This is a genomic window from Pseudarthrobacter sp. MDT1-22, from assembly GCF_054511035.1.
Genome location: NZ_JBTNDK010000042.1, coordinates 1 through 21155 on the forward strand (window position 1 = coordinate 1; position 21155 = coordinate 21155).

A 21155-nucleotide genomic window follows, 5' to 3' on the forward strand; every position below is an offset into this window, starting at 1 on the left:
CGAAGTCGGCACCGGCTACTTCGACGACATTGCAACCGCGCTCAACCCGAACGCATCAACCCTGGCACTGGTGGGATCCACCGAAGAAGGCCAGTTCCACTAAATTTTCCCCAAGTAAGTAGCACTAAGTGTCGTTTTGGAGGCTCAAAACGACACTTAGTGCTACCCAGTTTGGGCACAGCTCCAGGAGATTGAAATGAACACCTTCACTGACAGCTTCACCATCAACGGGATCACTTTGGCCGCGCAGCCCATTTGCCGGCAGGACGAGGTTCTTACTCCGGATGCACTGGAGTTTGTCGCCAAGCTGCACCGGGCCACGGCCGAGCGCCGGCAGGAACTGCTGCAGGCACGCAGGACCCGCCGGGCGGACATCGCCGGCGGCCAGGATCCGAGGTTCCTCCGCGAAACCGAGGACATCCGCAACGACCCGTCGTGGCGCGTCGCTCCCCCGGCCCCGGGCCTGGAGGACCGCCGCGTGGAAATCACCGGACCGGTGGATAAGAAAATGACCATCAACGCGCTGAACTCCGGCGCGAAGGTCTGGCTTGCTGACATGGAAGACTCCTCCACCCCCACCTGGCGGAACGTCATCAAGGGCCAGCTGAACCTCACCGATGCGCTGGAGCGCCGGATCGATTTCACCTCCCCCGAGGGCAAGGAATACAAGCTCCGCCCGGCCGACGAACTGCCCACCATCGTGGTGCGCCCCCGCGGCTGGCACCTGCCCGAGAAGCACATGATCATCGACGGCGCTCCCGTGGCCGGCGGCATCGTGGACTTCGGCCTGTTCTTCTTCCACAACGCCCACCGCCTGCTGGCCCAGGGCAAGGGCCCGTACTTTTACCTGCCCAAGATCGAGAACCACCTCGAGGCACGGCTGTGGAATGACATCTTCATCCTCGCCCAGGACCTGCTGGGCATTCCGCAGGGCACCATCCGCGCCACCGTGCTGATCGAGACCATCACCGCGGCGTTCGAAATGGAGGAGATCCTCTACGAACTGCGTGATCACGCGTCGGGCCTGAACGCCGGCCGCTGGGACTACATCTTCTCCCTGATCAAGAACTTCCGCACCCGCGGGCCCCGGTTTGTCCTGCCGGACCGCGCCCAGGTGACCATGACGCAGCCGTTCATGCGCGCCTACACCGAACAGCTGGTCCGTGCCTGCCACAAGCGCGGCGCCATGGCCATCGGCGGTATGGCCGCTGCCGTTCCCAACCGCAAGGACGAGGCCGCCAACACCAACGCGTTCGAGAAAGTCCGTGCCGACAAGACCCGCGAGGCCAACGACGGCTTCGACGGCTCCTGGGTGGCCCACCCGGACCTGGTTCCGGTCTGCCGCGAAGTGTTCGATGCCACTCTTGGCGACCGTCCCAACCAGCTGGACCGCACCCGTGAGGACGTCATCCCCGATGACCGCGCCCTCATCAACGTGGCCGCCACCGAAGGCACCATCACCGAGCAGGGCATCCGGAACAACATCGAGGTAGGCATCCGCTACATCGAGTCCTGGCTCCGCGGGAACGGCGCCGTCGCCATCCACAACCTCATGGAGGACGCGGCCACCGCGGAAATCTCCCGCTCCCAGATCTGGCAGTGGATGTTCGCCAGCGCCATCACCGACCGCGGCGAAATCATCACACACCAGTGGATCGAGGAACTGCTCGACGAAGAGTTCGCACGCCTGGAACGCTTCGACGGCGACCGCTTCGAAGACTCCCGCGACATCTTCGAGGAAGTCACCCTCGGCCAGGACTTCCCGTCCTTCCTGACCCTCCCCGCCTACGCCCGCTACCTCACCGAGGCCCGCGAAAAGGCAACCAAAGAGGAGCTCGCCGCGGCCTAGGCCGCGGCAGGCTACTGAATAGATTTCCGTCCGCCGGGCAGGCACGCCCTTCGCAACAGGCAGCCCCGAGATCCGGGGAGCCGGCCCGGCGACGGAACACCACCAACACAGCGCGAACCGGCAGCTATTGACCTGAAAACCCAGGTTTGAGGGTATTAGCTGCCGGTTCGCGCTGTTGTTTGGGGATGGTCTCGGCGCGTGGGGCCTGCGGGTGCCAAGGAAGGGAACGTACGACGGCGGGACGCGTCAGCGTCCTTTCGGCACCAGCCGCACGGCCAGGGTTGTGCAGACGAAGAACATCAGCACCGAGCCCAGGATCACCAGCAGCGCCGGGGTCCACGAACCCGAGGCGTCGTGCACGAAGCCCACCAGCGGCGGGGCCACCGCCCCGAAGCAGTAACCGAGCCCCTGGACCGTGGCGGACATCCGGCCCGCGGACACCTGGTCCCGGGCCAGCTTGATGATGGCGATGAAGATCAGCGTGATCCCGCCGCCCTGCGCGATGCCGCCGAACGTGGACCACAGCCACCACAGTTCCGGCGCCAGCAGCAGCCCGGCCGGCACGACCGTCCACAACAACCCCACGGTGACTGCCGTCGTCGTCGTACTGAAATACTTGGCCGCGAAGGGCACTCCCAGGCCGCCAACAATGGCGAAGATCTGGAACAGCGATGAGCCTGCCCCGGCCGCCGAAGCAGACATGCCAAGCTCGTCGTTGAGATAGCTCGGCAGCCACGCTGTCACCGCGTAATAGGAAAACGCCTGGCCGGCGAAGCCTGCGGTGAGCCCGGCGGTAATCCAGCCGGAACCCTTGACGGCCGGGTGCTCCTGCCCGCCGGCCACCACGGTGCGAGAGGGCACAAACGCGGTGCGGGCGCCCACGGCGAGGGTCCAGAAAACAATGGCAATCACGGCCAGGATGCCCACGGACACCAGGGCCACCCGCCAACCGGCCAGCTCGGCCAAGGGAGCCGTGACCATGGATGTCAGGAATGATCCGATGTTCAGAGCCGCGGTGTACACACCCATGGCGGTCCCTTGGCGCAACGGGGAGAAGTCGCGGCGGATAATCAACGGCACGGCGATATTGCCCACCGTGATGGCCAGGCCGATCATCACCGTGCCCACGACCACCGGTCCCGGGCCTCCCGCCGAGCGCACAATCACGCCTGCCAGGACGCCAAGGATGGTGAGGGAGACGGCGAACTCCGCGCCGAGTTTCCTTGTGGTCAGTGACGCCAGCGACGCCGCGAGCGCGAAGCACAGCACCGGGATGCTGGTCAGCAGGCCCAGCATCACGGGGGTAAATCCGAGGTCGGCCTGCATCAGGTCAACCACCGGGGCAACGGCAACGAAGGGTCCGCGCAGGTTCAGCGCCAGCAGTCCGATGCAGGCCAGGAGGATCCAGGCTTTGGGAACTTTGGCCAGGAACTGTCCGCTCATGAGGATTCCGCGGTGGCTAAATAGGATTTCATCACTTCCATTGCTATCACGGCGTATTGCCCCGGACGCCAGGCAACGTCATGGCGCCCTGGCATACGATGAAGCTCACACCGGCGGGCCCCAACGTGCGGGCACAAAAGCCGCACCCTCGGACGAAGGAACAGACATGCAGCAACGGCTTGCCATCCTCGACGACTACCAGGACGTGGCGCACGGCTTCGCCGACTGGGCCTCCCTGGAACAGGACGGCATCGCAACGTCCGTCTTCCGCGAGCACTTCCAGTCCGAGGACGCCCTGGCAGCGGCGCTCGCCAACTACCAGATCGTCATTGCGATGCGGGAGCGGACCCCGTTCCCCCGCACCGTGCTGGAACGGCTCCCGGGGCTGAAGCTTCTGGTGACCACGGGCATGGCCAACGCCGCCATCGATGTGGCCGCAGCAACGGAACTCGGCATCACCGTGTGCGGCACGCCCGGGTCCCCCACCGCCGCGCCCGAGCTGACCTGGGCCTTGCTGCTCGCGATCGCCCGCAACCTCCCGGCCGAGGAGAACTCGCTGCGGGCCGGCACGTGGCAGACCTCGGTGGGGATGGAATTGTCCGGCAAGACCCTGGGCATCGTGGGCCTGGGCAAGATCGGGCGGCGGATCGCCGGGTACGGGCAGGCCTTCGGCATGGAGGTGCTCGCCTGGAGCCAGAATCTCACCGCTGAGGCCGCCGCGGATGCCGGCGTTCAGAAGGTCAGCAAGGAGGACCTTTTCAGGAATTCCGACGTCGTCACCATCCACCTGCGGCTGTCTCCCCGTTCCGAGGACATCGTGGGTGAGCAGGAACTGCGGCTCCTGGGGCCGGAAGGCATCCTGGTGAACACTTCGCGAGGTCCGCTGGTGAACCAGGATTCCCTGGTGCGGGCCTTGAACGAGGGCTGGATCCGGGGCGCGGCCCTGGACGTTTTTGACCAGGAACCACTTCCCGCGGGCCACCCGCTGCTCAGCGCCCCCAACACAGTACTGTCCCCGCACCTTGGCTACGTCACAGCGGAGAGCTACCGGCAGTTCTACGGGGGCGCGCTCGAGGACGTCAAGGCGTGGCTTGAGGGTTCGCCGGTCCGCGTAATCACTGCGTAAGGGTGTTTAGCCGGCCGCCTGGAGCGTCGCCTCTATGGCTGCAGGCGACAACACGTGTTGCGTGACCATCTGGCTGGCACCAAGAATCGCGGCCTGGTCCCCGGCCACGGAAAGGGCGATTCTCAGGTGCGTGGTGGCCAACGGCAGCGAGCGCCGGTATACCACTTCGCGGACGCCGGCCATCAGGTGCTCGCCCGCCTGGCCAAGGCTTCCGCCGATGACAATGACTGACGGGTTGAGCAGGTTCACCACGGTGGCCAGCACGTCGCCGACATCCCGGCCGGCCTGGCGCAAGGCCTGGATAGCCTGCAAGTTGCCTTCGCCCACCAGGCGCAGCACGTCGCTGCCCTTGGTTGCAGGCACACCCTGCCTGTTAAGAACCGCAGCCACGGCCGGCCCCGATGCCAGCGCCTCGAGGCAGCCATAGTTGCCGCACCGGCACAACACTTCGTCACCACGCGGAACGCGCACGTGGCCAAGATCGCCGGCAGTTCCGTTGGCGCCCCGCTGCAGTTGGCCGCTGCTGATAATGCCCGAGCCGATACCGGTGGCAACCTTGATGAGCAGGAAGTTGTCCTCTTCGGGCCAATGGGCGGTCCGTTCACCCAGTGCCATGATGTTCACATCGTTGTCCACCAGGACCGGGACGGGCAGCGAGCGCTGCACGTAGCGGACCACGTCGAACCCGTCCCAGCCGGGCATGATGGGCGGCTTGACCGGCCTTCCGGTGCTGTGCTCCACAGGCCCCGGCAACCCGATCCCCACGCCGGCCAGGCTATTCACGCTGCGCCCGGCCTGGGCGAGGAGCGAAAGCCCTTCCCCAACCACCCTGTCCAGCACCGTTTCCGGGCCGTCGGCGACGTCCTGCACGAGCCGCTGCTCGGCCAGGACTCTGCCGCCCAGATCGGTGACGGCAACAATCACATGGGTGGCGCCGACGTCGACAGCCAGTACGGCGCGTGCCGCCGGGTTGAAGGCAAAGCGCGACGGCGGCCTGCCGCCACTGGAGTTCGCCTCCCCCGCCGGGCCCACGAGTCCTGAGTGGATCAGTGCGTCGATCCGCGACGCCACGGTGGAACGGGCAAGCCCCGTGCTGAACGCGAGTTCCGCGCGGGTGCGGGCCTTGCCGTCCCGAAGCAACTGGAAGAGATCGCCGGCGCGGGAGAGACTGCCGCCATTGTCAGTGGCGACGGTGTCAGTAACGGGCGTTGAGCTCATGAACCAGTGATAGCACATGGAGCTTCTGCGTGTCACACCAAAAAAGACTTCCATCAAGTTAGCAACTTTTGCTTGACCTTCGGCAAAAGTCCCTCTAGCTTGAGTTGTGAGCCGACTCACCCCACCGAGGGTTTCCAGGACAGGCCCGGTTTCTCTATTCGCGGCTACAAAGAGGTAAGAGCTTGTTGAGCCAATCCCAGGCAGCACCCGCCGTCCTCGGCGTCGGAATACTCGGCGCCGGCCCGGTAACGCAGGCCATCCACCTGCCATCCATCGCCCGACTGCAGGACATCCTCGAAGTCCGGCACATCATGGACGTTGACCCTGCAGTTGCGGAGTCCGTGGCGAACCGGGTGGGAGCAGCCTTCAGCACCAGCATGGAGGAACTGCTCGCGGACCCTTTGGTGGACGTGGTGGCCATCTGCAGCCCGCACCAGTTCCATGCCGCCCAGGTCATCGCGGCCTGCCGTGCAGGCAAAAAGGCAGTGCTGTGCGAGAAGCCGTTCGCCATGAGCGGCGACGAGGCCGCCAGCATCTCGGCCGTCTCTGCTGAATCCAGGATTCCCATCATCGTCGGAGCAATGCACACCTTCGATCCGGGCTGGCTCGCGGCGGAGGCCGCGTGGGGCGACCTCCCGGAACAGGTGCACACCATCAGGTCCTCCATCGTCCTGCCGCCCAATCCCAGGTTCGAGGACTTCGCCACCGAGATCGTGGGGCGCACCCCCATGCCGGCTCGTGACGGCACCGATCCGGAGGTCATCAAGGCGATGCTCACCGGCGGAGTGATGGGCCTGGCTATCCATGATCTGCCCCTGGTGCGGCGGTTCACCCCCGACTTCGCGGCCGTGGAAGTGCTTCACGCCGAGATCGTCAAGCCCTTCGGTTACGTGATCTCCCTCCGGGCAGGCCACGTCACCATCGAACTGCGGGCGGCCATGAACGCCACGTGGGAGCCGGCCTGGGAGTTCGAAGCCATCGGTGACGACGCCGCCCTCAAGATCGACTTCACCGCCTCCTATGTCCACGCCGGCTCGGCGACGGCCCAGCTGCGCCGAGCAGGGAAGACCACTGTCCTTGGCCCGTTCGGCCACAACGGCTACGAAGGTGAATGGCGCGCCCTGGCAGACCTGGCCAGGGGTAGCGGCCAGGCCCCTTCCGGTGTGACCCTCCTCCACGACCTCGAGTTCGCCCTGGCCATAGCCGAGGCGGCTGCCGCCCGCGTGGACGTTCAAGCAGCAACCCGCCAGGAGGCCACAGTATGACCGCCCAGCTGTCAGTCCAGGCAGACGCCGACGCCGAAGCGGCAGGCGCCGTCGCCGCCGTCGTCTCTTCCCTCCCCGTTTCTCTCAAGCCCGCCGATGCTGCTGCCGACCTCGTCGCCATTGCGGGCTACGCAGGCTGGACCGGACGCGCGGACGCCGCTATCCGCCACGGCGCCAAGGGGGTGGTAGTAATCAACCCGCAGGCTGAAGATCCTGCTGCGCTGGCCGCGGTCGCAAAAGAGCACGGCGCTGCAGTGGTCCTTGACCAGCAGTGGGCAGGAAATCCTGTGCTGGCCGAGACGCAGGAAGACGTCCGGGACCTCTTGGCAAAGAATCTGGCCGACGCCGTCCTGGTGGACTCCGTGGCACATGCTGCGGCTGGAAGCGATGCCGCAGCGCTGCTGACCGAGCACCTGGCCGCAATCCTCACCTGCGGGGTTGAGGTGTCCGGGTGGAAATCGGTGCAACGCACCCCGCACGGCTACGTGGTGGCAGGCAGGCTTTCCAACGGTGCGCCCCTGGTATTGCACGGCGTCCTGACGTCCGCAGTGCCGGCCACCGCAAAAGTGTCCATCCTGACCGCCTCCGGGCGTGCCGACGTCGTACTTCCCGATCCATCCGCCGCCTGGCCCGCGGAAGTACGCACCGTCACCGCAGACGGCGCCACGACCCTTCCCTCACTTTACGAATCCACCCACCGGCACAGCTGGACGCGGCTCCGCGACCAGCTGCTGTCCGGCACACCGGGCAGCGATCTTGAGCAGTTCGCCACCCTGACCTCCACTGTCCGCCGGCTCACCGTCTGACCGCAGTACCAGCACTTCCTCTTTATGCAGTAGCTCCTTCAACACTCAGTGACGAGAAGGACCGGCCAGCTCAACGGACCGGCTCCCGAAAGGAAAACCATGTTCAACAAATCCTCCGCAGCATCTTCCGCACTCTCCCGCCGAGGCTTCCTCGGCCTGACCGCCGCAGCCGCATCGGTTCCGCTCCTGGCAGCCTGTGGCGGCGGCTCCGCATCGCAGGGCGGCGGCGCCAGCGGCGTCATCAAGTTCTGGGACATGCCCTGGGCCACGCCCGCCTATAACGACGCCGCAAAGAAGATCGCGGAAGGCTATGCCCCCGCGTCGGGCAATCTCAAAGCAAGCTATCAGACCATCCAGTGGAACAACTTCTACCAGACGTTCTCCTCGGCCATCGCCTCCAAGACCGGACCAGCGGTGTCCACCGGTGGTGGCTTCCAGGCCTTCCAGTTCGAGAAGCAGGGCCAGATCGCGTACGCGGACAAGGTCATTGACCAGCTCAAGAGCAACGGCCAGTTCGACGACTTCCTGCCAGGCGTCCTGGAGCCGTTCAAGTCTGACAAGGGCTACGTGGCCGTCCCCTGGCAGCTGGACATGCGCGTGTTCTGGTACCGGAAATCCCTCTTCGAGCAGGTGGGCCTGGAAGTTCCCACGGACTGGGCTTCCCTCCTGGAGGCCGGCAAGAAGCTCAAGACCATCGGCGCTTTCGGCTTCGCCACCGGTTCCGGTGCCGGCAACAACATTGGTAACCACTCCATGATCATGATGATGGTCAACAACGGCGGCGGAGTGTTCAGCAAGGACGGCGAACTCGACGTCATGAACGACCGCAACGTCGAGGCCATCGAGTTCCTCCTCGAACTGGTCTCCAACGGAATCATCGACCCGGCGTCGGTGAGCTACACCACCGAAAACCTCAACGCCATGTGGAAGGACAAGAAGGCAGCCTTCGGCCCCTACGTCCTGGGCGTCCCCCAGCGCGTCGGTGATACCTCCGGCGACATCGTGGTGGCCAGCCCCATCGCCGGACCGCACGGCGACAAGGGCGGACTTGTGTTCCCGAACAACATCATGATGTACACGAACACCCCTTCGCAGGAATCCTCCGAAGCCTTCCTGGTCCACTACATGAGCCAGCTGAAGGAACTGTGGAAGCAGAAGCTCATGAACGCCCTGCCGGTCTTCAAATCCATCACCGAACTCCCCGAGTTCTCGAGCGATCCGAACAACGTCAAGATCGTCAAAGAATGGCAGCCCATCGCCAAGACCTTCGCATCCCAGGGAACGGTACTCAACGACAACCTCGCAGTACTCGACGGCGGCCAGGCCCTGAACCAGTTCACCCAGACCATCCTCACCGGCAAGACCGACGCGAAGTCCGCACTGCAGGCGTTCGAGTCCGGCCTTAAATCCGTCATCAAGAAATAAGCGGCCCTTTCCATGGCACTGACGACAGCCAGATCCGGCCTCAGCCGGGCCCGCCGGGGAATTGCCCCTGGCGGGCCCGGGGGCACCGCAAACCGCAAAAGCAAACTCAGCGCACAGACCAGCCGGACGTTCTTCTGGCTCCTGCTGCCTTCGGTCATCCTGCTCGTGCTCATCCACGGCTACCCCTTGGTTGAGGCAGGCGTTCAGGCCACCCATGACGGCTCGCTGATCGAGACGGGCAACTTCGTCGGCGGCGAGAACTTCGCCAACGTCCTCAGCTCCGACGCCTTCTGGCGTGCAGCCCGATTCACCCTGCTGTTCACCATCGTCGGAGTCTTCGGCTCCTGGCTCGTGGGCCTGGGGCTCGCACTCCTGCTCCGCACGAAGATTCCTGCGGGCAGCACCTTCAAGGTCCTGCTGCTCCTGCCCTGGGTGGTCCCGATCGTGGTGTCCTCCACCGCCTGGAACTGGCTCGTCGCAACGCCCGGCAGCCTGGTTCCCTCCCTGTTCCGGAACCTCGGCCTCGGCACCCCGCTCTTCCTCGCCGACCCCACCCTCGCCGCCGTCACCGTCATGGTGTTCAAAGTATGGATCAGCTTCCCCTTCATGATGATGATGATTTCGGCGGCCTTGGCCTCCGTGGACAGCACCGTCTACGAAGCGGCAAGCATGGACGGCGCCACCCCCTGGCAGCAGTTCAGCCAGATCACGCTGCCACTGATCGCCCGGTCCACATACATCAGCTGGATCCTGATGACTATCTTCTGCGTCAACGATTTCCCCACCATCTATCTGCTCACCGGCGGCGGCCCGGTGGACGCCACCACGTCCCTCGTTGTCCTGGCCTACCGCAGCGTCTTCCAGGACTTCCAGACCGGACCCGGCGTTGCCATCGCCTTCCTGATGACCATGACCCTGGTGGTCGTCTCCGTTCTCCTGTACCGCCAGATACGAAAGTCGAGCGTCGAATAATGAGCGCAGCAGTCCACGCCCATCCCGAGTCCGGCCCTCTCCTCGGCGTCGCCGGCCCCACCAATAACCGCCGCGTCCTCTCTGAGGCCGGCCACACCGGTCAGTGGTGGCGGTTCGTCCTGATCCTGGCCATCACCGTGATTGTCCTCGTGCCCATCATGGTCACGGTGGTGCTCGCCTTCACGCCCGGCCCCACCAGCACCTCCACCGGCTTCACGCTGGAGAACTTTGGCTCGGTCTTCTCAGAAACGCTGGCCTCCACCTGGCTGCAGAACAGCCTCACCACCACCCTCAGCACGGTGGCCGTGTCCGTGGCTGTCGCAGCGCCCGCCGGGTACGTCCTTTCCCGCGGCCGCAGCAAGGCCGTCTCCGGCTACTCGCTGCTGCTGTTTGTTATGCAGTCCCTGCCTATCATCACCTCGGTGGTGCCACTGTTCATCCTGTTCGCAGGGATGGGCCTCGTGGACAACCTGATGGGCCTGACCATCATCTACGTCGGCTCCACCATGACAGTGGCCACCTGGATGATGGCCGCCTACTGCGACTCCATCCCGATGAGCCTGGAAGAAGCCGCCTGGATCGACGGCTGCTCCGTTTTCGGCTCCTTCACCAAAGTGGTGCTGCGGAACTCTCTTCCGGGCATCCTGTCCACGGCGATCTTCGCCTTCCTGCTGGCCTGGAACGACTACCTCGTTGCCATCGTGTTCCTGCGCTCCACCGAGATCTTCACACTGCCCATGGGCGTGCAGTCTTTCTTCCAGCAGAACCAGACGGACTGGACCTCAGTCATGGCCCTCGCCGTGGTTATGATGCTCCCGCCGGTCATCGTCTTCGCCGCGCTGAACAAGTACTTCAGCGTGGGCGGTATCGGCGGATCCCTCGCTGGCCGCTAGCCTCAAAACCAACTTGTCTTCCAGAACCGACAACTCCCGTAAAGGAAACACGATGTCCTACTCGATCCAGCTTTACACCCTGCGCAACGCCATCCAGGAGGATCTGCCCGGCACCATCCGCAAGGTCGCGGAGATCGGCTTCACCCAGGTTGAGCCCTACAACTTCGTGGCCACGGCCAAGGAACTCGGCGCCGCGCTGAAGGAAAACGGCCTCACCGCCCCGTCCGGACACGCCCCCCTCCTCAGCCAGGACCAGGACGAAATCTTCGCGGCAGCCAAAGAACTGGGCATCACCACCGTGATCGACCCCTACCTTCCAGCCGAGCACTGGCAGTCCGCCGAGGACATCCAGGCCACCGCAGCCAAACTCAATGCAGCAGCCAAGAAGGGTGCCGAACACGGCATCCGCGTGGGTTACCACAACCACGCGTGGGAACTTGAATCAACCATCGAGGGCCGCACGGCGCTGGAGTACTTCGCAGACCTCCTGGACCCCGAACTGGTCCTCGAAGTGGACACCTACTGGGTTGCCGTGGGCGGCCAGGACCCGGTGGACATCCTCACCAAGCTGGGCAGCCGGGTCAAGCTGATCCACATCAAGGACGGCCCGCTGAACACGGACACCAAAGCCCAGCAGCCCGCGGGCAAGGGCAACGTCCCGGTTCTGGACGTCATCGCCGCAGCAAAATCCCTGGAAGTCGGCGTGGTGGAGTTCGACGACTACGCGGGCGACATCTTCGAAGGCATCGCGGAGAGCCTGGCGTTCCTCAACAAGGCTGCCGGTTCCAACAACGCAGCGGAACGGGCCAACGCATGAGCCACGCAGCATCGACCCGCCGCGGCCCGGTGGGAGTTGCCGTTATCGGCGCCGGGAACATCAGCAAGCAGTACCTGGACAACCTCACCGTCTTCCCGGACCTCAAAGTCCATGTGATCGCTGACCTCTTTGAGGAAGCCGCCGAAGCCCGCGCCAAGGAATACGGCATCGCGGAGTGGGGCGGCGTGGACGCGGCACTAAACCACCCCGACGTCGAAATCATCGTCAACCTCACCATCCCCGCAGCGCACGTGGAGGTGGCCACCGCCGCCGTCAATGCCGGCAAACATGTCTGGACGGAGAAGCCCTTCTCCCTGGACCGCGCCTCAGGGCTCGGCCTGCTCAAAACCGCGGACGCCGCCGGCATCCGCCTCGGCTGCGCCCCGGACACGTTCCTGGGCGCCGGGCTGCAGACCGCTTTGCGGCTCATCGAACGCGGCGACATCGGCACGCCATTGACCGCCATGACCACGTTCCAGACTCCCGGTCCGGAATCCTGGCACCCCAACCCGGCTTTCCTTTTCCAGCACGGCGCGGGCCCGCTCTTCGACATGGGCCCGTACTACCTCACCACCTTGATCCAGGCGTTCGGCTCCATCCGCAAGGTGGCCGCCGTCGGCTCCAAGGCCAAGGAAGTCCGGGTCATTGGTTCAGGGCCCAAGGCCGGCGAGGAGTTCACCGTCGAGGTGCCCACGCATGTGTCGGCCATGGCGCAGTTCGAGAGCGGCGCGTCCTCGCACAGCGTCTTCTCCTTCGAATCCCCCCGCGTGCGGATGGGCTTCGTGGAAATCACTGGCACGGAAGCCACGCTGTCCCTGCCGGACCCCAACTATTTCGACGGCGACATCCGCCTGTGGCGTGCCGGTGACGAGGACTGGACCACCGTCCCGGCCACGGGACCCGCCAACGGCCGTGGCATGGGCGTCCTGGACATGGCGCGCTCCATCCGCGCCGGGGTGCCACACCGCGCCACGGGCGACCTGGCCTACCACGTCCTGGACTCCATGGTCTCAATCACCGAATCCATGGAATCCGGAACTTTCGTGGACGTCGAAAGCTCTGCTCCGGCATCCCCAGCCCTCCCTGAGGACTGGGCGCCGGAAACCGCTACCCTCTAGGAAACCCACCATGACCTCACACGAACCAGCGAACAATCCGCGCCCGGAACTCAAAAAACTGGGTGTGGCGATGATCGGTTATGCGTTCATGGGCAAAGCCCACTCGAACGCGTGGCGGAACGTCGCCAGCTACTTCGATGTCCCGGCGTTTGAGCAGAAGGTCCTGGTGGGCCGGGACGCCGCCGGGGTTGCCGAGGCCGCCGGGAAGTACGGTTGGGCTGAAACGTCCACCGACTGGCGGACGGTCATCGAACGCGATGACATCGACATCGTTGACATTTGCGCCCCGGGCTGGCTGCACGCCGAGATCGCAATCGCCGCCCTCGAGGCGGGCAAGCACGTGCTTCTGGAGAAGCCGCTGGCCAACACCCTGGCTGAGGCCGAGGCCATGACGGCAGCGGCGCAGGCTGCCCGGGCAGCAGGAGTGCAGTCCATGGTGGGGTTCAACTACCGGCGCGTCCCGGCCTTGGCCCTCGCGAAGGAGCTGATTGCGGAGGGCAGGCTGGGGACCGTCCGGCACGTCCGTGCCGCCTACTTCCAGGACTGGCTCGCTGATGACAGCGCACCCATGACGTGGCGGCTCAAAAAGGAGACCGCGGGCTCAGGGGCGCTCGGGGACATCGCCTCCCATGCGATCGACCAGGTGCTGTTCCTGCTCGGGGACCAGGTCACCGACGTGTCCGGCCGGACGCACACGTTCACCACGCAGCGTCCCGGAGCTACCGGACTGGAGGACGTGACGGTCGACGACGCCGCTTGGGCAACGCTGTCCCTCTCCTCCGGAGCAATCGCCTCCGTGGAGGTCTCCCGGGTAGCCACCGGCCGGAAGAACTCGCTGAAACTCGAGATCTATGGGGAAAAAGGCGCCATTCTTTTCGATCTGGAGAACCTGAACGAACTGGGATTCCTGGACGCCACCGGGCCCGCACGCGAGCAGGGCCTCCGCCGGATTCTGGTCAGCGAGCCCGACCACCCGTACCTTGAAGCCTGGTGGCCGCAGGGCCACATCATCGGCTGGGAGCACACGTTCACGCATGAGATCCGCGACTTCCTCACCGCCATCAGCACCGGAACCCCGCCGTCGCCGTCGTTCGAGGACGGCCTCGAGGTGCAGCGGATCCTGAACGCCATTGAAGAGTCCGCCGCCGCGAAGAGTTCCATCATCCAACTGGCCGGCGCCCCGGTCGGCACGCCGACAGCCCCGACCGCAGCTTCTGAAGGAGCCTGACATGTCCCGCCCCTATACCCTGTTCACCGGCCAGTGGGCCGACCTCCCGTTCGAGGAAGTTGCCAAACTGGCCTCCGGCTGGGGCTACGACGGCCTGGAAATCGCCGTGTCCGGGGACCACCTGGACGCCTGGCGCTGGGACGAGCCCGGCTACGTGGAGTCCAAGCTCGCCGTCCTGGCCAAGTACAACCTCAAGGTCTGGGCCATCTCCAACCACCTCAAGGGCCAGGCCGTGTGCGATGACCCCATCGACTTCCGCCACGAAGCGATCGTCGGCGCGAAAGTCTGGGGCGACGGCGACCCCGAGGGCGTCCGCCAACGCGCCGCCGAGGAAATGAAACACACCGCCCGGCTGGCCAAAGCCCTCGGAGTGGACACCGTCGTCGGATTCACCGGCTCCTCCATCTGGCAGTACGTGGCCATGTTCCCGCCCGTTCCTGCCGCCGTGATCGAGGCCGGCTACCAGGACTTCGCAGACCGCTGGAACCCCATCCTGGACGTCTTTGATGAATGCGGCGTCCGGTTCGCCCACGAAGTCCACCCCTCCGAAATCGCCTACGACTACTGGACCACCGTCCGCACGCTCGAAGCGATCGGGCACCGTGAAGCGTTCGGCCTGAACTGGGACCCCTCCCATTTCATGTGGCAGGGCATCGACCCCGTCTCGTTCATCTGGGACTTCAAGGACCGGATCTACCACGTCGATTGCAAGGACACGAAGCTCCGCCCCACCGGCCGGAACACCGTCATGGGCTCGCACCTGCCCTGGGGCGACCCGCGCCGGGGCTGGGACTTCGTCTCCGCCGGCCGCGGCGACGTCCCCTGGGAATCGTCTTTCCGCGCCCTGGCCGCGATCGGCTACACCGGACCCATCTCCGTCGAATGGGAAGACGCCAGCATGGACCGGCTCCACGGCGCACCGGAAGCCCTCGCCGCGCTGAAGAAGTTCGACTTCCCCGCCTCCCAGACCAGCTTTGACGCCGCCTTCAGCACGAAGCCCTAGGAAGCGCACGTAGAATCCCTGCATGACCCACACGATTCGAAAGGCAACAACGGACAACGCCGGCCGGCTCGCCGACCTGGCGGCCGTCACCTTCCCGCTGGCGTGCCCGCCGTCGTCGTCACCCGAGGACATTGCCGCGCACTTGGCCAACACGCTCAGCGAACGGCACTTCCGGGAGTACCTGGCGGATCCTGATGTCACCATCCTGGTCATTGACGCGGACGGGGCGCTCCGCGGCTACAGCCTGCTGTTGAACCGGCCAGCAGAGGATCCGGATGTCGCGGCGGCGCTGAAAGTCCTGCCCTCCGTGGAGCTCAGCAAATGCTACGTCCACCCCGAACACCACGGCCTGGGCGCGGCCGGCGAACTGATGCACGCCAGCCTCCGGGCGGCGGCAGAAGCGGGCGCGGCCGGAGTATGGCTGGGGGTCAACAGCCGGAACGCCCGGGCCATCCGGTTCTACGAAAAGTCCGGCTTCCACAAGGTGGGCAGCAAGTCCTTCCGGCTGGGAACCACCGTGGAGCACGACTTCGTCCTCGAACGCGCCGTCTGACCCCACCCAACGCGACACACCCACCGCCCACACCCAGCGCGAATACCCAGCGCGAATACCCAGCGCGAAGGGACACTTGAGGCCGCGCGGCTGAGGGCCTCAAGTGTCTGTTCGCGCTCAATGGTGACCAATCTGACACCCCGCCGCGGAATGGCCCCGGGGCAGGCGGGGTTGTGGCAAGCATGAAGATTGAGATCTGGTCAGACGTCGCGTGTCCGTGGTGCTACATCGGCAAGCGCCGGTTCGAGGCCGCCCTGGCCGAGTTCCCGCACCGCGACGCTGTTGAGGTGAAGTGGCGCAGCTACCAGCTGGACCCCACCCTTCCCGAGCACTATGACGGCACCGAGCTGGAGTATCTGAGCACGCGCAAGGGCATGGCCCAGGCGCAGGTCTTGCAGATGTTTGACCACGTCACCGAGCAGGCCAAGGGCGAGGGCCTGAACTACCGGTTCGACCAGGTGGTGGTGGCCAACAGCTTCACCGCCCACCGACTGATCCACCTCGCGGCGCAGCACGGACAGCAGGATGCCGCGAAGGAACGCCTGCTGAGCGACCATTTCGAGCACGGCAAGGACATCGGCAGCGCCGAGTACCTCACCGCCCTGGGCCAGGAGCTGGGCCTCAACACCGATGACGTCGCCGAGCTCTTCACCACGGACAAGTACGCCGACGACGTCCGCTTCGATTTCGAGGAAGCCCGCGCCCTGGGCATCACGGGCGTCCCGTTTTTTGTGATTGACCGCAAGTTTGGCCTCTCGGGTGCCCAGCCCGCCGAAACGTTCACGGCGGCGCTCAACCAGGCCTGGCAGGAGACCAACCCCCTGGTTCTGGTCACCGCCGCGGACGGCACCGACGGCGAGGCCTGCGGCCCGGACGGCTGCGCGGTCTGACACGGCCCGATGAGAGAGTTTACTGACACATCGCGGTAAAGTGTCTGCATGCCCAGGATTTCGGCGGCCAACAACGCTGCGCAACGCGCCGAGACTCAACGCAGGGTCCTGACAGCGTTCGGGGAACTCCTGTTCACGCACGGCCTGCCCGGACTGACCATGACGGACGTCGCCCGGCATGCCGGCGTGGGGCGGACCGCGGTGTACAACTATTACGCGGACATCGAAGAACTCCTGATCTCCTACGCCCTGGATGAGACCGAGCGCTTCCTCGCCGAACTCCGGGAGTCTCTGAGCAGGCTCGAGAACCCCGTCGAACGGCTGGCCCTGTACGTGCGCACCCAGGTGGAGGACCTTAGCCGCCGCCACCTCCCGCCCGGACCCGCGATGGCGGCGGTGCTGTCGCCGTCGTCCTTTGCGAAACTGGCCGACCACGTGGGTGAACTCAGCGTCCTGCTGCAGGGCATCCTCCGGGACGGCATGGCGCAGGGGTACCTGCCGCAAGCGGACATTGGCCAGCAGGCGCAGCTCATCCACGGCACGCTCTCCTCCAGCGCCGCACGCGGCAGCAACGAGCCCGCCGAACTTGAGGCCCGGATCGCCCGGACCGTGCGGTTCATCCAGCTGGGCGCCGGAGCAAGGTTCGACGACGACGGCGCACCCCTGCGCATCAGCTAGGGCGTGGGGGCCTAGAGCCTGGGCCTAGGGTGTGGCGCCGGCCGTCGGAATCACCGGCCACTTGGCATCGTCCGCGATCCGCCGGCTTTCACGCGGGCAGCTGAGCGTCCCTGGCGTCTGGTCCACACGGTCCGCGGCGGCCAGCTCTTGGAAATCGCTGGAAAGAATCACGTCAACGCTGGCGTCCGTCCGGCCGTCCTGGAAGTAGTCGGAGCCGGGCAGGTTCCGTTGGACGCTGAAGGCCGCAGACTGCCCGGCAGCCCCTGAAACCACCGCAGCCACGCCGCGGAAGCCGGCCTCCGTGTTGGCCACGGCACCCACCACAAACTTACGGACCAGCAACTCATCCGCCACGGAGCGGGCCAGACCGGGGCGGCTGGTGGAGTTGTAGACGTTGAGGTTGATTTTGTCGTTGGGGGTGTAGTCAAAGGTGGCCCCGGGACAGGTGGTCCGGGGCTCATTGCTGCCCAACGTCGTCGGAAGCTTCAGCTGTCCGCTCATGATGGCCAACGCAACGATGATGGCGCCGGCAATGAGGCCCAGCAGCAATACCAGGACCACTCCATGCACCACGCGGCGGCGGACCCGCACCGGGTTGTCGGGGTCTCCGGCAGCCTCAAACGTGGCCCGCAGTTCGGGGCCGGTGACAACGTGGTGGCCGTGCAGGACGCTGGCGTCCTTGGGTTTCCTAGCCATCTATGACCAGCACGCGGGCGTGGATGGCGGTCCGCTGGTGCAGCGCTGTCCGGACGGCGCGGTGCAGCCCGTCCTCCAGGTACAGGATTCCCTGGTACTGCACCACGTGGGGGAAGAGGTCTCCGAAAAAGGTGGAGTCTTCGGCCAGGAGCGCTTCGAGGTCGAGCGTCCGTTTGGTGGTCACCAGTTCGTCCAGGCGGACAGGGCGCGGCGGCAGCGACGCCCACTGTTTGGGCGTGTTGAAACCATGGTCGGGATACGGGCGTCCCTCGCCCACAGCTTTGAAGATCACCATGCCACCCTAAGCAGCTTGGGGGCCCAAGAGAAGTGTCCGGCCCGCAGCATCCCAAGGTTGTAGCCAAACAGTGACCATCTGTCACATGCCGTGGACATCGCGCCGCCGGCGCAGGATCAGAGGCCCGTGGCTGACACAATGGAGCCATGACTGCACCCGAATTCCCTGCCAGCACCACGCCCGGCGTCCGCCTGCCGTCCACCCCACCCCTCGCCCTCCTGCTCGACGTTGACGGACCCGTGGCCAGCCCCGTGACCCGTAACGTGAAACCCGGCATCATTGCCGATCTCGTGGCGCTGGCCACTGCCGGAATTCCGGTCATTTTCAATACCGGCCGCTCCGATACCTTCATCCGGGAGCAGGTCATGGAGCCGATGATCGCCGCCGGCATTCCCGCCGGGACAGTCATCCACGCCATTTGCGAGAAGGGCGCCGTGTGGTTCAGCTACACCGCCGCCGGGCCCGGCCCCATCCACGTTGATCACGAACTGGCCGTGCCCAAGGCCTACGGCGATGACGTCCGCCGGCTCGTGGCCGAGGACTACTCCAGGCACATGTTTTTTGACGAGACGAAACGTGCCATGGTGTCCGTTGAGCAGCACATCGAGGTGCCCTCCGCCGACTACCTGGCCGAACAGAAGCTTTTCGACTCCGACGCCATGGACCTCATGACCCGCCACGGCATGGGCGTGGTCCGCCTGGAGCACCACGCACCGAATTCCGACGACGAGGTGGACTACCGCGTCGATCCCACCATCATTTCCACCGATATTGAGTCAGTGCGGCTGGGCAAGGACCTCGGCGCCAGCCGCGCCGTGGAGTTGCTGGCGGCACAGGGCATCACGCCGCTGGCGTGGCGGACGGTAGGTGATTCCCGCACGGACTACGCCATGGCGGACTGGCTCCACCACAATGACCACCCCGTAAAACACGTTGATGTCCGCCCGGCGGACGGCGTTCCGGTCAAGCCCTATGACGTGTTGACCGCCACCGATCTCGGGCTTGGGGAAGATGTCATTCACGACGACGCCGGCGGAGCTTACCTGCGCAGCTGGCGGGAGGCCATGGCCGGCTGAGCCCGTCCCCGGCCGGCGGCGCCCGTTTGAGACTGCCATTTTGGGGGTCGCGCTATTATTCAGATAAGAACGCTTACCATTTAGCCGCGACGGAGACAACCATTACAGAAGCACCTGTCCAGGACGAGATCTACTACGGCGGCCAGGCGTCCGTAGAACCGCGCACGCATGCGGAGGTGACATCTCCGGCTGCTGAGGCGCGGCTCAAGCACCGGCCGGACGTCGTCCGGCACAAGGGCAGGTATGCCCTGATCAACCACAACCGGACGCCGTACCAGGCCATGGTTGAGGACCTGCTGTTCCTGCGGGGCGTCCTCGCGGAGGCCGGGCTGGACTACCTTTTGGTGCGCGGCAACAACGACCGTCCGGTCATCGCCCTGGACTGGAAAGACCGCAAGAAGCTGCGGGCGGCCTTGGTGGAAGCCTGCCGCAACGAGCCCGTGTACTCCATGACCGTGGACGCGAAAAAGAAGTCCTCCGTGCTGGTTGCCGACGGGGATCTCTCCCCCAACCGTCAGGCCCGCATCTTCCGCCTCTACCGTCCGCGGGTTGAACCCGACGGCGGTTTCGAGTTCGGTTCCTCCGCCGGCGTCCAGATTGAGCTCTGGAGCTTTGAGGGCGATCAGCTGATCCTCCCGATCGAAAACTCCCTGACCCGCCGCACCATGCAGTCCCAGGACGCTGTCCGCGGGACGGTTGAACGGTACGGCCACACCTGGCCCACCATCGAGAACATGTTCGCCGACCATGCCAGCGACATCAGCTTCGACGTCGACCTGGTGTTTTCGTGGGTTGATGGCAGCTCTCCCGAATACATCGCGGCCCGCCGTGCCCAGCAGCAGGGTGTGGTTCTCGGCGAAGGCGACGACCACGAAGCCCGCTTCCGGCAGATCAACGAACTCAAATACGCCCTGCGCTCCGTCTACATGTTCGCGCCCTGGATCCGCCGCATCTTTATCGCCACAGACTCCCCCGCCCCGGAGTGGCTCGCGGAGCACCCGTCGGTGACCATTGTCCGCAGCGATGAGTTTTTCGCCGATCCCGCAGTGCTGCCCACGCACAACTCGCAGGCAGTGGAATGCCAGCTCCACCACATCGAGGGCCTCTCCGAGCACTTCCTCTACTCGAATGACGACATGTTCTTCGGCCGCTCGGTGGGCCCGGACATGTTCTTCACCCCGGGCGGCGTCACGAAGTTCATCGAGGCCGAGACCCGGATCGGGCTGGGCGACAACGATGCCGAGCGCAGTGGCTTCGAGAACGCCGCCCGCGTGAACCGCAAGCTGCTCTGGAACCGGTTCGGTCGGATCACCACGCGGCACCTGGAGCACACCGCCGCCCCGCTGCGGCGCAGCGTTGTGGCCAGGATGGAGCGTGAGTTCCCGGAGGAGTTCCAGAAGACGGCGGCGAGCAGGTTCCGCGCCGCGGACAACATCTCGGTCACCAATTCCTTCTACCACTACTACGCGCTGCTGACAGGCCGTGCGGTCACGCAGACCGCAGCCAAGGTGCGTTACGTGGACACCACCGCCCGCGCCGGGCTGAACTCCCTGCCCAAGCTGCTGGCCAAGCGGAACATGGACTTCTTCTGCCTCAACGACGGCAGTTTCCCCGAAGTCCCCGCGGACGAGCGCGCCGAGACCGTGACCGACTTCCTGGAGAAGTACTACCCCATCAAGGCGCCCTGGGAGCTCTGACGCTGGGTGTGCGTCAGATTTGTAGGTAGTTGTTCGTGGTGGCGGTTTCAGGGCTGTTGGTGGCGCTCAGGCTGCGGTGGCCTGGTGGGTGCTGGCGTTTTGGCAGC

20 protein-coding genes are annotated in these 21155 nt (G+C 65.3%); 16 read left to right on the forward strand and 4 right to left on the reverse strand.

Translation table 11 applies throughout. The features are described 5' to 3' along the window. Positions 1–196: 196 nt before the first annotated feature. A complete protein-coding gene (gene aceB, locus ACX80M_RS19665; protein WP_459310235.1) occupies positions 197–1849 on the forward strand; it encodes a malate synthase A in 1653 nt (550 codons plus the stop codon). Positions 1850–2095: 246 nt separating this feature from the next. On the opposite strand, the gene ACX80M_RS19670 is transcribed toward aceB, so the two are convergent. Next, entirely contained in the window at positions 2096–3292 is a 1197-nt protein-coding gene (locus ACX80M_RS19670; protein ID WP_459310236.1) for an MFS transporter, read from the reverse strand. A gap of 166 nt (positions 3293–3458) precedes the next feature. Here ACX80M_RS19670 and ACX80M_RS19675 point away from each other — a divergent pair, with 166 nt between their 5' ends. Then, positions 3459–4418: a D-2-hydroxyacid dehydrogenase family protein gene (locus ACX80M_RS19675; RefSeq protein WP_252603120.1), complete on the forward strand. Its 960-nt coding sequence runs from the start codon at positions 3459–3461 to the stop codon at positions 4416–4418. Between the two features lie 6 nt (positions 4419–4424). Here ACX80M_RS19675 and ACX80M_RS19680 read toward each other — a convergent pair whose 3' ends face one another. Continuing rightward, complete coding sequence (locus tag ACX80M_RS19680; RefSeq protein ID WP_252603123.1) at positions 4425–5636, reverse strand: ROK family transcriptional regulator; 1212 nt, start codon at positions 5634–5636, stop codon at positions 4425–4427. A gap of 182 nt (positions 5637–5818) precedes the next feature. On the opposite strand from ACX80M_RS19680, the gene ACX80M_RS19685 reads away from it, so the two are divergent. The 12 genes from ACX80M_RS19685 (at position 5819) to ACX80M_RS19740 (ending at position 17284) form a co-directional block, all read left to right on the forward strand. Beyond that, complete coding sequence (locus tag ACX80M_RS19685) at positions 5819–6901, forward strand: Gfo/Idh/MocA family protein (RefSeq protein ID WP_459310237.1); 1083 nt, start codon at positions 5819–5821, stop codon at positions 6899–6901. Then, on the forward strand, positions 6898–7707 hold the full coding sequence (locus ACX80M_RS19690; RefSeq protein WP_252603128.1) for a hypothetical protein: 810 nt from the start codon (positions 6898–6900) through the stop codon (positions 7705–7707). Before ACX80M_RS19685 ends, ACX80M_RS19690 begins: the two co-directional genes overlap by 4 nt. A gap of 99 nt (positions 7708–7806) precedes the next feature. Continuing rightward, positions 7807–9132 carry an ABC transporter substrate-binding protein gene (locus ACX80M_RS19695; RefSeq protein WP_252603131.1) on the forward strand — a complete coding sequence of 442 codons (1326 nt, stop codon included), beginning with the start codon at positions 7807–7809 and terminating at the stop codon, positions 9130–9132. Positions 9133–9144: 12 nt separating this feature from the next. Continuing rightward, complete coding sequence (locus tag ACX80M_RS19700; RefSeq protein WP_252603133.1) at positions 9145–10104, forward strand: carbohydrate ABC transporter permease; 960 nt, start codon at positions 9145–9147, stop codon at positions 10102–10104. Then, positions 10104–10997, forward strand: a complete 894-nt coding sequence (locus tag ACX80M_RS19705) for a carbohydrate ABC transporter permease (RefSeq protein ID WP_459310238.1) — start codon at positions 10104–10106, stop codon at positions 10995–10997. The genes ACX80M_RS19700 and ACX80M_RS19705 overlap by 1 nt, the downstream gene beginning before the upstream one ends. A 52-nt stretch (positions 10998–11049) precedes the next feature. Further along, a complete protein-coding gene (locus ACX80M_RS19710; protein WP_252603139.1) occupies positions 11050–11814 on the forward strand; it encodes a sugar phosphate isomerase/epimerase family protein in 765 nt (254 codons plus the stop codon). Then, positions 11811–12932 (forward strand): Gfo/Idh/MocA family protein, encoded by a 1122-nt coding sequence (locus tag ACX80M_RS19715; protein WP_252566933.1) that lies wholly within the window; start codon positions 11811–11813, stop codon positions 12930–12932. Before ACX80M_RS19710 ends, ACX80M_RS19715 begins: the two co-directional genes overlap by 4 nt. A 10-nt stretch (positions 12933–12942) precedes the next feature. Then, positions 12943–14160 (forward strand): Gfo/Idh/MocA family protein, encoded by a 1218-nt coding sequence (locus ACX80M_RS19720; protein ID WP_459310239.1) that lies wholly within the window; start codon positions 12943–12945, stop codon positions 14158–14160. A gap of 1 nt (position 14161) precedes the next feature. Continuing rightward, positions 14162–15163, forward strand: coding sequence for a sugar phosphate isomerase/epimerase family protein (locus tag ACX80M_RS19725; protein ID WP_459310240.1), 1002 nt, complete (start codon positions 14162–14164; stop codon positions 15161–15163). Positions 15164–15185: 22 nt separating this feature from the next. Further along, entirely contained in the window at positions 15186–15716 is a 531-nt protein-coding gene (locus ACX80M_RS19730; RefSeq protein WP_459310241.1) for a GNAT family N-acetyltransferase, read from the forward strand. Positions 15717–15898: 182 nt separating this feature from the next. Then, positions 15899–16606: a DsbA family oxidoreductase gene (locus tag ACX80M_RS19735; protein WP_459310242.1), complete on the forward strand. Its 708-nt coding sequence runs from the start codon at positions 15899–15901 to the stop codon at positions 16604–16606. A gap of 48 nt (positions 16607–16654) precedes the next feature. Then, on the forward strand, positions 16655–17284 hold the full coding sequence (locus tag ACX80M_RS19740; protein ID WP_252613963.1) for a TetR/AcrR family transcriptional regulator: 630 nt from the start codon (positions 16655–16657) through the stop codon (positions 17282–17284). A gap of 24 nt (positions 17285–17308) precedes the next feature. On the opposite strand, the gene ACX80M_RS19745 is transcribed toward ACX80M_RS19740, so the two are convergent. Next, positions 17309–17980 (reverse strand): LytR C-terminal domain-containing protein, encoded by a 672-nt coding sequence (locus ACX80M_RS19745; RefSeq protein WP_252603152.1) that lies wholly within the window; start codon positions 17978–17980, stop codon positions 17309–17311. After that, the gene (locus ACX80M_RS19750; protein WP_181577293.1) at positions 17973–18272 is read right to left on the reverse strand and encodes a type II toxin-antitoxin system VapB family antitoxin; all 300 of its coding nucleotides are present in this window, start codon (positions 18270–18272) and stop codon (positions 17973–17975) included. The genes ACX80M_RS19745 and ACX80M_RS19750 overlap by 8 nt, the downstream gene beginning before the upstream one ends. 149 nt (positions 18273–18421) lie before the next feature. Here ACX80M_RS19750 and ACX80M_RS19755 point away from each other — a divergent pair, with 149 nt between their 5' ends. Continuing rightward, the gene (locus ACX80M_RS19755) at positions 18422–19351 is read left to right on the forward strand and encodes a hypothetical protein (RefSeq protein WP_252603155.1); all 930 of its coding nucleotides are present in this window, start codon (positions 18422–18424) and stop codon (positions 19349–19351) included. Between the two features lie 281 nt (positions 19352–19632). Further along, on the forward strand, positions 19633–21048 hold the full coding sequence (locus ACX80M_RS19760; protein ID WP_374209909.1) for a stealth family protein: 1416 nt from the start codon (positions 19633–19635) through the stop codon (positions 21046–21048). Positions 21049–21155: the final 107 nt, after the last annotated feature.

Coding starts and splice junctions, on each gene's coding strand:
- ACX80M_RS19670 (WP_459310236.1), bottom strand. CDS start 3,292: ATGAGCGGACAGTTCCTGGCCAAAGTTCCCAAAGCCTGGATCCTCCTG.
- ACX80M_RS19695 (WP_252603131.1), top strand. CDS start 7,807: ATGTTCAACAAATCCTCCGCAGCATCTTCCGCACTCTCCCGCCGAGGC.
- ACX80M_RS19725 (WP_459310240.1), top strand. CDS start 14,162: ATGTCCCGCCCCTATACCCTGTTCACCGGCCAGTGGGCCGACCTCCCG.
- ACX80M_RS19745 (WP_252603152.1), bottom strand. CDS start 17,980: ATGGCTAGGAAACCCAAGGACGCCAGCGTCCTGCACGGCCACCACGTT.
- ACX80M_RS19700 (WP_252603133.1), top strand. CDS start 9,145: ATGGCACTGACGACAGCCAGATCCGGCCTCAGCCGGGCCCGCCGGGGA.
- ACX80M_RS19740 (WP_252613963.1), top strand. CDS start 16,655: ATGCCCAGGATTTCGGCGGCCAACAACGCTGCGCAACGCGCCGAGACT.
- ACX80M_RS19755 (WP_252603155.1), top strand. CDS start 18,422: ATGACTGCACCCGAATTCCCTGCCAGCACCACGCCCGGCGTCCGCCTG.
- ACX80M_RS19715 (WP_252566933.1), top strand. CDS start 11,811: ATGAGCCACGCAGCATCGACCCGCCGCGGCCCGGTGGGAGTTGCCGTT.
- ACX80M_RS19760 (WP_374209909.1), top strand. CDS start 19,633: ATGGTTGAGGACCTGCTGTTCCTGCGGGGCGTCCTCGCGGAGGCCGGG.
- ACX80M_RS19675 (WP_252603120.1), top strand. CDS start 3,459: ATGCAGCAACGGCTTGCCATCCTCGACGACTACCAGGACGTGGCGCAC.
- aceB (WP_459310235.1), top strand. CDS start 197: ATGAACACCTTCACTGACAGCTTCACCATCAACGGGATCACTTTGGCC.
- ACX80M_RS19730 (WP_459310241.1), top strand. CDS start 15,186: ATGACCCACACGATTCGAAAGGCAACAACGGACAACGCCGGCCGGCTC.
- ACX80M_RS19720 (WP_459310239.1), top strand. CDS start 12,943: ATGACCTCACACGAACCAGCGAACAATCCGCGCCCGGAACTCAAAAAA.
- ACX80M_RS19710 (WP_252603139.1), top strand. CDS start 11,050: ATGTCCTACTCGATCCAGCTTTACACCCTGCGCAACGCCATCCAGGAG.
- ACX80M_RS19680 (WP_252603123.1), bottom strand. CDS start 5,636: ATGAGCTCAACGCCCGTTACTGACACCGTCGCCACTGACAATGGCGGC.
- ACX80M_RS19705 (WP_459310238.1), top strand. CDS start 10,104: ATGAGCGCAGCAGTCCACGCCCATCCCGAGTCCGGCCCTCTCCTCGGC.
- ACX80M_RS19690 (WP_252603128.1), top strand. CDS start 6,898: ATGACCGCCCAGCTGTCAGTCCAGGCAGACGCCGACGCCGAAGCGGCA.
- ACX80M_RS19735 (WP_459310242.1), top strand. CDS start 15,899: ATGAAGATTGAGATCTGGTCAGACGTCGCGTGTCCGTGGTGCTACATC.